The organism is Allobaculum sp. JKK-2023 (assembly GCF_034745455.1).
GTDB lineage: Bacteria > Bacillota_I > Bacilli_A > Erysipelotrichales > Erysipelotrichaceae > Allobaculum.
In genome coordinates, this window is sequence record NZ_JAYERV010000001.1 from 1 (window position 1) to 8,239 (window position 8,239).

Below are 8,239 nucleotides of genomic sequence, written 5' to 3' on the forward strand. Positions count from 1 at the left end.
ATGGAAAACCTGGACATCAGGGGACAGGCAAGCACCTGGTCAAAACTAAACCGCAGGCTGTCAGGCTGGATTTATGGCCTCTTGCAGGAAAGAGTGGAATACAAAGCTGGATTGAAGTCAATTAAAACTTCGTATGTCAACCAGGCTTACAGTTCCCAATACTGCCATATCTGCGGAAGCAAAATCCAAAGAGACAAATCTCATTATGAAAATGCGCGTTGTAAGCTGCATGGACAGTTCAATGCAGATATCAACGCCGCCCATAACCTCGTCTGGATGTATGAAAATCATCCTGAAGTCACCAAATGGACTCCAAGAAAAACGGTCCAGCAGTTTTATGAAAAAAGATCTGAATGTTATAACCAGACTCTGCAGCCTTATTGCATCATTAAAAGGGTTAAGCAGTGCAAAATCGCCTAACCCTGCGTAATTAGTTTTTCTGCACAAAAATACGAACCAAAAACAAGTGCGAACACAGGCACGAACATAGAAAAATCCCATATGAGTTTTGAACTCATATTTGTTTACTCCCCCCTGCCGAAGCTGGCGGCGGAACGATCTTCGGATTGTGCCAAAGCTCAGGCTGGTCCTGCGTCGGTAAGGGGGATGCGGGATGCCAGTACTGCGATACTGGGCTGTATCCCATAAAATTTGGATTTGGATTCCCTTCGGGAGTTTTGGTCCTCAAAGCGGGGCTTAGATAAGGATCTTGTATCTTAACCCTTCTCCCGCCGGCTAATGCCGAACACTGTTCGCAGACAGGGATGTAACCGTTTTATCCTATCAGGGATAAACAACCTCATTTAACGAAGGGGTTCTGTTGTTTTTAGAAGTCAGACCGCTGACCAGAGAAGCCATACCCTGACCGATATTGGCGCAAAGAACACCAGGACCAAAGATTCCATCGTAGCCCATCTGGGACATCTGCATGTTCCAAGTGGAGCCAGACCATGGTGAAGACTGAAGATAACCAATGGGGAGTAAAGGCCCGCCCATTAACATGGCTTCCAGCCATCCTGCTTTTTCAGACAGGCTGAAGATGAAGGTGAAGATATGGCCGACGTAGTCGCCTAACGGGCCAAGAATGGAGAATCCAGAGATACCCATTACGATCAGTTCGATCATCGGAACGACAACCAGGCGGAGGCCTGGGGAACATTTTTGTTCAGGAACTTTTCAAGCGGCGCCTGGACAAGCATCACCAGAACGATTGGAATAACCGATCCGGTATAGCGGACAGGTAAAGCGGCAGGCCGGCTAAGTAACAGGCTCGCCTGCTGCAACCAGAGCGGTCCAGTTTGGATGACAGAGGATTCCGGCTGTAACAGCACCAAGAATTGGTTGGAATTCAGTTTTCTCGCTGTGGTATAGGCCAGAAGAACTGGCATGAAGCTGAAGGTTGCATCCCCGATCAGGTTGATGATATATAGAGATTGGATGTGTTATCGATCCAGTGGAAGGCCATCAATAAGGCCAGCAGGGCTTTGACCATGCCCGCCCCAGCAAGAGCAGGGACAATCGGGGAGAAATACTGGAGATAAATCAGCAGCGATATCAAAGGCGCTCTTTTTTTCTTTGCCTTGTGTGGATGCGCCAGAATCGGTTTTTGGGGTGATCAGTTTTTCGACTTCTTCATAGACTTCACCGACCTGCATGCCGATGACAACCTGAAACATCCCCCTTTGTCGACGACCTGAACCACGTCAGGAGATCTGAAATCTTTTTTGGATCGGCTTTGGACGTGTCTTTCAGTTTGAAACGAAGACGGGTCTGGCAATGGTGGAGTGAGATGATGTTTCATCTGTGCCTACATACTCCACAATCTTTTTTTGCGAGTTCTTGGTACTTAGCAGTCATGGGGTTCTCCTTTGCTTTCTTGTTTTTTACACTTTATTCTAGAAAGCTTCTGGCTGGATTTTCAGACCGCTCTGTGCCAGAATCAGGGGCGATTTGGCCGATGGATGAAACCAAACAATAAAACGCGAAGATCATTGATCTTCGCGCATGTCAAAATAGTTCGTAAACCGTTTTTCCCACGTCTGCCCTGCAGGATTCGATGCTCCAGATTAGCCTGATAGCTGCAAGCAAAAACACCCGAAAACAAGTCATTCAACAAAAAGGCGATGGATTCTTCTGTGGCATAGGTTTGCAATCTTGGAATACAGTCGTTCGCGGGGGCGATTATCCAAAACGACGGTTGCTTTGTTGCGCACAATGCTGTCGCCAAGACCAGTCAGAGCGATTATTGGGATGCGCTTTTTCCAACAGCAGGTCGAGCTTATTGACAGGAAAACGTTCTGGATTGTTTCCAGAATAGGAAAATCATGCAGACTGTATCTTCGTTCATCGAAGAGACCAAAAGTCCGGTATCAAAATGAGGGAGAATAACATTGTGACCGATTGCCAGCAGTTTGCGGGCAAACAGTTTGTGCCTCAAAGAAGTTTGGGGACTGGGCCAGAATGAGCAGTTTTTTCTTGTGGATGATCAGATCCTCGGCTTGTTCAAGCTGATCATACTGAAGCAGATCCATGGTTTCCAGAATCGTCTCTGTCATCAGGGTGGCGATCGCTGGAACAATCTGGTTCAGGGTCTCCCAGGCGAAAATGGATATTAGCATCCGTAGCGGCATGGTGAATCGTAATGAAATGAGATTCTTCCAGCAGCTGTTCCATCATGCTTCAGCAGCTGTTCCATCATGCTTTTCCAGCCATCAAAGCCTAATGATTTGGCGAAGCGGGAAAGAGTGGATTTGGAAGTGAAGGTTTCATCCACAATCTGCTGCATGGAAAAGTCCTGAAGGCGGGAATGATTGATGATCAGAAATTCGCCGATCGTCCGGGTGGAGCCAGAACTTTTATAGGCGATTTCTTCGATTTTCTGCATAACAAGCATCTTAAGGTCCTCGCTTTCATTTGTTTTTCCTTCATTATGAATTCATGCTGCGCATGAAAAACAGTTTCCGGCTGTTTCATCCGCCTGGCTGCAAAGATCCCGGCTTCTATGCGTCTGGCAGTTTGCCGGATAACTTTGAATTCAGGCGTTTTTCGCGCATAATGATTGCTTGAGGTGATTGTATGCTTTTTTTTCTGCTTCTGGACTCCATCTGGATTATGGTAATGGAGTGATTTTGAATCATGAGTCGTTAGATGCCCGTGAAGGAAAAGATCGGTCTGGTGGGAATGAATGGCTGCGGCAAATCGACGACTGTTAAAGGTTCTGGCCGGCATTGAAACCTGTCAGGGCAAGATGATTCGCACCAATGGAATGAAAACCCATATGCTTGCCAAAGTCCTGTCTTTGAACAGGAAACCATGGCAGGAAATGCAGGCCCAGAATCGTGCTTTAAAGGATCCAGAGAAGAGTATGAACTCAAAGCCATTCTGACCAGACTGGACTGGATGACTTTGATCAGAAAATTGCTTACTTATCTGGCGGCCAGCAAAAGCGTCTCGCTCTGGCTCTGGCCCTGGCCGATCGTGCTGATCTTTTGCTTCTGGATGAGCCGACCAACCATCTGGATATTGAAATGATCAGCTGGCTCGAAAACTGGCTGTCGCGATCCAAACAGACTGTCATTACAGTTACCCATGACCGCTACTTCCTGGACCGTTCCTGCACTCGGATTCTGGAGCTGGATCTGGAACCTTGTATTCTCATGAAGGCACGTTCTCCGATTACCTGGAAGCCCGTAACCAGCGGATGCAGGAAGATGTGAACCGCGCTCGAAAACGGAAAACCTGTATCGCAAAGAACTCGAATGGGTTCGTGCCGGTGTGCAGGCCCGTTCAACCAAATCGAAATCCCGTCTGGACCGCTTTGGAACAACTGCGCCAAGAGCGCACCCGGATTCAGAATCAGAATATGGAACTGAACTTTGCGGCAGAGCGACTGGGCAAAAAACGCTGGAATGGCAGAATCGGGTTTGCTTATCCAGAGGGGAGCGGTTGTTTTCCGTTTTTTCCTACCACTGTAACGCACTGACCGCATTGCGTTTGTCGGTTCGAATGGATCTGGCAAGTCGACCTTCCTGAATCTGGTAGCTGCCTGCTCCAGCCAACACAAGGCGCTTTGATCTTGGATCAACTGTCAAGATCGGCTATTTCCGCCAGATCATGCCCATTGAAGACCAGTCCAAACGGGTGCGGACTATATTGAAGAAACGGCGGCGAAAGTGGATACACTCGATGGTACACTGAGTGCTTCCGCCATGCTTGAACGCTTCTTGTTTGATAAAAACAAACAGTATCTGCCAATAGAGCGGCTTTCTGGAGGGGAAAAGCGCCGGCTGTATCTGGTCAAAGTCTAGCGTTATTATAAATTTATGAGATGAAGACGTCACAAGCCTGCAAATACCTTGGGGTTGCCAGGCACACCTTATACAAAATGATTGAAGATGGAATGCCTGCCCATCGCTCTATTGGCGGACACTACATGTTTGACCAGGAAGAAATGGATCAATACATTGGCAAAGCTCCTGCTCTTCCTGAACGAATGGCTGTTGGCTATTGCCGGGTTTCAACCAAAAAGAGAAAAGATGACCTTGAAAGACAAGCAGATGTGGTTGAAATCTATATGCAAAAGCAAGGCTGGAAATATCAAATCATTGAAGATATTGGATCTGGGATGAACTACAAAAAGCCGGGGCTTTTAAAATGATCGATCTTTTACTGGATCGAAGATCAGCCATATTGTCATTACCCACAAAGACAGGCTTCTTCGTTTTGGCTTTGAGTTGATTGAATATATTGCCAAAAAGACGCCATGGCCTTCGGCCACATGCCGCAATGAAAATGGGTGAATCGAACTCAATAAAGGACTCAGTTCATAAGATATATCCATTACAATTAATCTGTAAGAGGAGTTAATAAGTGCGTTTTATCTTTTGTGGATTTCATATTCATGATCAAGGCAGTCAAAAAGACTGCACAATCAGAAGCGCCAGAGAACATGCCAGAAGTCCTTAGAGGCTGTAAAGTAGATTTCATCGTCTTACTAATTAATGTTTGATAGTTGTTGCGTTCGCAACGCTTCTGATAGCTCCTTCTTATATTAAATTGGAGGAGATTAACTATGAGAAGAGCCAAATCTTCGACAAAAACACATAGGCCAGTAACTGTTTCTCAGAAACCTGTCCTTACCCATGCTTGTGGCATCGATGTTCACAGCAAGTTTCTTGTCGCTTGCGCAAAAATAGTCAATGCGGATGGGACAATAACGAAATACGAAAAATCCTTCCCAATCTTTAACGAGGATCTTGAACAGTTCAAAGATTGGTTAATTGACCTGGATTGTACCAATGTATGCATGGAATCGACAAGTGTATACTGGCACCCGGTCTTTAACGCTCTTGAACGAGCCATGCAAGAAGTAAGTGTGTGCAATCCTAAATGGCTGTCCCTGGTAAAGAATGAGAAGGATGATAGAAAAGATGCAGAACGAATCTGTGACCTCTATAGAAATGGAATGACCCGAAACAGTTATATTCCAGAACAAAATATCAGGAATCTGCGAGAAATGAGCCGAATGAGGAAGAATTATGTCCAGAATCGGACCGCTGAACACAACGTACTTCTAGCCTGCTTCGCCTCACACGGTTTAAAACTCGATACAGTTTTCTCTGATATCAGAGGCAGTTCTGCGACAAAGATTACCAATCTGATTATATCAAATGAAGACTGCACAGATGATCAGATTATGGCTTGCGTACACAGAAAATGTAAGTCTTCAAGGGAAGATATTCTCAAGGCTTGCCGGGGGATAAAATAGATGATTGGGCAAAGAAGAAGATTGTAACGCTTCTGGATAATATCAAGCGACTGGATCAAATGATTCTAGATTTAGATCAGACGATGCAGAACTTAATCAACAGTGAGTTCAGATCATATTTTGATCTGCTTTTAACTGTGCCTGGAATTAGTCGGGTAAGCGCTCGAACGATTCTGGCTGAGATTGGAGTAGACATGAGCCATTTCCAGACTGCATCTCAGTTCGCTAAATGGGCTGGTTTGGCTCCAGGAAGCAATGAATCTGCTGGCAAAGTGTTTTCAAAACACGTAACCAAAGGTGGAGCTAATCTAAAACCAACACTTATTCAAGTGGCCTGGGCAGCGGTCAAATCGAAGAAGGTTCCTTATTACAAGATTAAGTTTGAAAGCCTGAAGCAGCGGATGACACCAAAACAAGCAATAGTCGCCATAGCCCGAAAGATTTTAGTATCGATTTATCACATGTTTAAAAAGAAAGCTATCTGGCATCCCACAGACTGCAACAAGGAATTCATTCCAAATAATGTATCGCAATCCAAAGAAGCTCGAAAGCTTAGAACCAACGTTCAATCCCTGCTGGCAATGGGAATGGATCGCGAAGAACTTCTTGAAACGGTCAATACCAGTGCTGATCTCTACGAAAAGAATCTTAAAGAAGAAGCAGTATTTGACCATTTTACTGGAGAAGTCTTAGTAACGGATCCCCCTACCATCAAGAAAGCTAAAACTGCAAAGAGTCTTCACATTTCCGAAAAGAATGTCAAATCAGGGAGCAGTGAACTAATCAAATACGACATAATACCCGCTAGTTAATTGAAACTAACGGGGGAAAGGGGGTACTACACCTTTTTAAAAATTTAAAGAATTAATCATAAATCAATGTGTAGCAAGACCAGCCCCTCAGGCCCCCCTGCACATATGTGATTTCGACTTTAGGGTACTGGCAAGGGGGCCTGAGGGGCTGAATTTTCAAAGTAGATGGATACAGAAATCGTAGTTCTTAACCAGGGCGAAGAAAGAAACAGCGCCCAGGAATTAACAGATGACTTGATTGCGATCATCACTGTATTTTCAGGACGGCTGTATGGCTCCAGAAGTAATAAGAACAAAAAAATCATTGAGGAAAGTAAACGGTACTCTCATACAATACGAGGAGATGGAGCAGATGAGCAAATCGAAGAAAACGATTCAGATGGTTTCAATCAATTGAATGATGACCAGCAGATGTTCGCCGAGAATTTGTTTACTGCTTACATGGAAACCTATAACCTGCTCTCTCCTATTGCCTGTTCCATCAATTCTTATGGACGAAGTGCAGAAAAGATCCGGGACGATCTGCGCAAGCAAAAGCAGGTGTTAAAAGACATCACGACTCATGTTGCAAAAGTAACTGGGTCGCTTTTCCTGATGGAATGCTTCCATCCTGGCTATGGACAATGGCTTTGCATTCTGCAGTAGCGAACCGCAAGTCTATGGATGAAGAAATCTTCAGGCGGATTCAGGAAGAGCTGTATGCAGATTACAAGATGACGGCCCATGAAGCGGCAGTTGTTATGTACGTGGCTAAATCTCCCAAAGTCTTCAAGAAGATCCTTCAAAAAAGAATGTTTGAAGTCCCAAAAATTTTCAAACAAAGAGATCAATGGCCATCTGCGGCAATGCGATCCTAAGCGGCTCCACAAACTCATTGCCCATGCAGCAAGAAGATACAGGCAATACCTTCGGCCAGTTCATACGAATAAAATACATGGATGAAGATCGATAAGAATGGATATGGCATCCAGCATAAAAATGGAACGACTTTTATTTCTATGCACAGCTTAGGCAGCCAGAAAGAATTCAAGGTTGAACTGAAAGGAATCTTTTATACAGCCAAAACAGGCAAGACGAGAAGCAATCTTACTGTTGTCTATGACCGGGACAGGAAATGCTTAGTTTTCCAGAGAATGGTTGAAGTCAGAAACCGCCCGAACCAGTCAGAGACAAAGGTTGGGATGGATGCCGGGAATCACGTCACTGCTCAGCACTTCCCATGATATGGCTTCTGCTTCTTTAAAAGAAGAAAAGCTTGCCAAGAAGGAAAAAGAACTGAAAGAGAAAAAGAGCAAGGCGGCTCAAACGCTTGACCATACAACCTTCAAGCAGTTCAGCTATTCTGCTTCTGATTTTCTCAGCCAGCGGGGAATCCAGCGCAACCGGATTCGAGACCGCAGGAAAAATGCCTTAAAAGAAGCAGACCAGATCCAGTTTTTGCTTAACGATCCACAATCAAAATGCAGAAGACGAGAAAAAGAAACTGGAAGACCAGATCTATGCCCTTAGACGCAAAGCTAAGCGGATTGAGGAAAACAACCGAAGAGGAAACAAACACTTTCGCAGGCAGTCCCAGAGAATCCAGGATCATTTAAAGACAATCACAAATGAAGAGATTGCCTTAGTTCTCAAAGCAGACTCGGATATTGGGCACATCATC

General features: G+C 45.1%; 16 protein-coding genes and 1 pseudogene. 11 read left to right on the forward strand and 6 right to left on the reverse strand.

The genetic code is table 11. The features are described 5' to 3' along the window. Window positions 1-420, forward strand: a 420-nt coding sequence (locus U4956_RS00005; RefSeq protein ID WP_323088059.1) for a zinc ribbon domain-containing protein, incomplete at its 5' end; no start/stop codon positions are given. Between the two features lie 363 nt (window positions 421-783). On the opposite strand, the gene U4956_RS00010 is transcribed toward U4956_RS00005, so the two are convergent. From U4956_RS00010 to U4956_RS00030, 6 genes are all read right to left on the reverse strand, one after another. After that, window positions 784-1,125 carry a hypothetical protein gene (locus U4956_RS00010; protein ID WP_323088061.1) on the reverse strand — a complete coding sequence of 114 codons (342 nt, stop codon included), beginning with the start codon at window positions 1,123-1,125 and terminating at the stop codon, window positions 784-786. Then, on the reverse strand, window positions 1,122-1,388 hold the full coding sequence (locus U4956_RS00015; RefSeq protein ID WP_323088062.1) for a hypothetical protein: 267 nt from the start codon (window positions 1,386-1,388) through the stop codon (window positions 1,122-1,124). Before U4956_RS00015 ends, U4956_RS00010 begins: the two co-directional genes overlap by 4 nt. 54 nt (window positions 1,389-1,442) lie before the next feature. Beyond that, window positions 1,443-1,676, reverse strand: coding sequence for a hypothetical protein (locus U4956_RS00020; protein ID WP_323088063.1), 234 nt, complete (start codon window positions 1,674-1,676; stop codon window positions 1,443-1,445). Then, on the reverse strand, window positions 1,642-1,794 hold the full coding sequence (locus U4956_RS14345; RefSeq protein WP_416347402.1) for a PTS transporter subunit EIIB: 153 nt from the start codon (window positions 1,792-1,794) through the stop codon (window positions 1,642-1,644). Before U4956_RS14345 ends, U4956_RS00020 begins: the two co-directional genes overlap by 35 nt. Before the next feature lie 575 nt (window positions 1,795-2,369). After that, window positions 2,370-2,618, reverse strand: a complete 249-nt coding sequence (locus U4956_RS00025) for a hypothetical protein (RefSeq protein ID WP_323088064.1) — start codon at window positions 2,616-2,618, stop codon at window positions 2,370-2,372. Then, complete coding sequence (locus tag U4956_RS00030) at window positions 2,612-2,884, reverse strand: hypothetical protein (protein WP_323088065.1); 273 nt, start codon at window positions 2,882-2,884, stop codon at window positions 2,612-2,614. Before U4956_RS00030 ends, U4956_RS00025 begins: the two co-directional genes overlap by 7 nt. A 300-nt stretch (window positions 2,885-3,184) precedes the next feature. Between U4956_RS00030 and U4956_RS00035 the strand changes: the two genes are divergently transcribed. The 10 genes and pseudogenes from U4956_RS00035 (at window position 3,185) to U4956_RS00075 (ending at window position 8,088) form a co-directional block, all read left to right on the forward strand. Continuing rightward, on the forward strand, window positions 3,185-3,385 hold the full coding sequence (locus U4956_RS00035) for a hypothetical protein (RefSeq protein WP_323088066.1): 201 nt from the start codon (window positions 3,185-3,187) through the stop codon (window positions 3,383-3,385). Between the two features lie 10 nt (window positions 3,386-3,395). Beyond that, a complete protein-coding gene (locus tag U4956_RS00040; RefSeq protein WP_323088073.1) occupies window positions 3,396-3,716 on the forward strand; it encodes an ATP-binding cassette domain-containing protein in 321 nt (106 codons plus the stop codon). Between the two features lie 270 nt (window positions 3,717-3,986). Continuing rightward, window positions 3,987-4,073, forward strand: coding sequence for a hypothetical protein (locus U4956_RS14350; RefSeq protein WP_416347403.1), 87 nt, complete (start codon window positions 3,987-3,989; stop codon window positions 4,071-4,073). 99 nt (window positions 4,074-4,172) lie between these two features. Next, window positions 4,173-4,307, forward strand: coding sequence for a hypothetical protein (locus U4956_RS00045; protein ID WP_323088067.1), 135 nt, complete (start codon window positions 4,173-4,175; stop codon window positions 4,305-4,307). 20 nt (window positions 4,308-4,327) lie between these two features. Beyond that, window positions 4,328-4,657 carry an excisionase family DNA-binding protein gene (locus U4956_RS00050; protein WP_323088068.1) on the forward strand — a complete coding sequence of 110 codons (330 nt, stop codon included), beginning with the start codon at window positions 4,328-4,330 and terminating at the stop codon, window positions 4,655-4,657. Window positions 4,658-5,071: 414 nt separating this feature from the next. After that, window positions 5,072-5,767 carry an IS110 family transposase gene (locus U4956_RS00055; protein WP_323088069.1) on the forward strand — a complete coding sequence of 232 codons (696 nt, stop codon included), beginning with the start codon at window positions 5,072-5,074 and terminating at the stop codon, window positions 5,765-5,767. A 59-nt stretch (window positions 5,768-5,826) separates the two neighbouring features. Further along, window positions 5,827-6,579 carry a transposase gene (locus U4956_RS00060; protein WP_323088070.1) on the forward strand — a complete coding sequence of 251 codons (753 nt, stop codon included), beginning with the start codon at window positions 5,827-5,829 and terminating at the stop codon, window positions 6,577-6,579. A gap of 216 nt (window positions 6,580-6,795) precedes the next feature. Then, window positions 6,796-6,903: pseudogene (locus U4956_RS00065) on the forward strand (IS607 family transposase); the annotation flags it as partial. A 614-nt stretch (window positions 6,904-7,517) separates the two neighbouring features. After that, entirely contained in the window at window positions 7,518-7,802 is a 285-nt protein-coding gene (locus U4956_RS00070; RefSeq protein ID WP_323088071.1) for a hypothetical protein, read from the forward strand. Beyond that, window positions 7,765-8,088: a hypothetical protein gene (locus U4956_RS00075; protein WP_323088072.1), complete on the forward strand. Its 324-nt coding sequence runs from the start codon at window positions 7,765-7,767 to the stop codon at window positions 8,086-8,088. The genes U4956_RS00070 and U4956_RS00075 overlap by 38 nt, the downstream gene beginning before the upstream one ends. Window positions 8,089-8,239 lie beyond the last annotated feature (151 nt).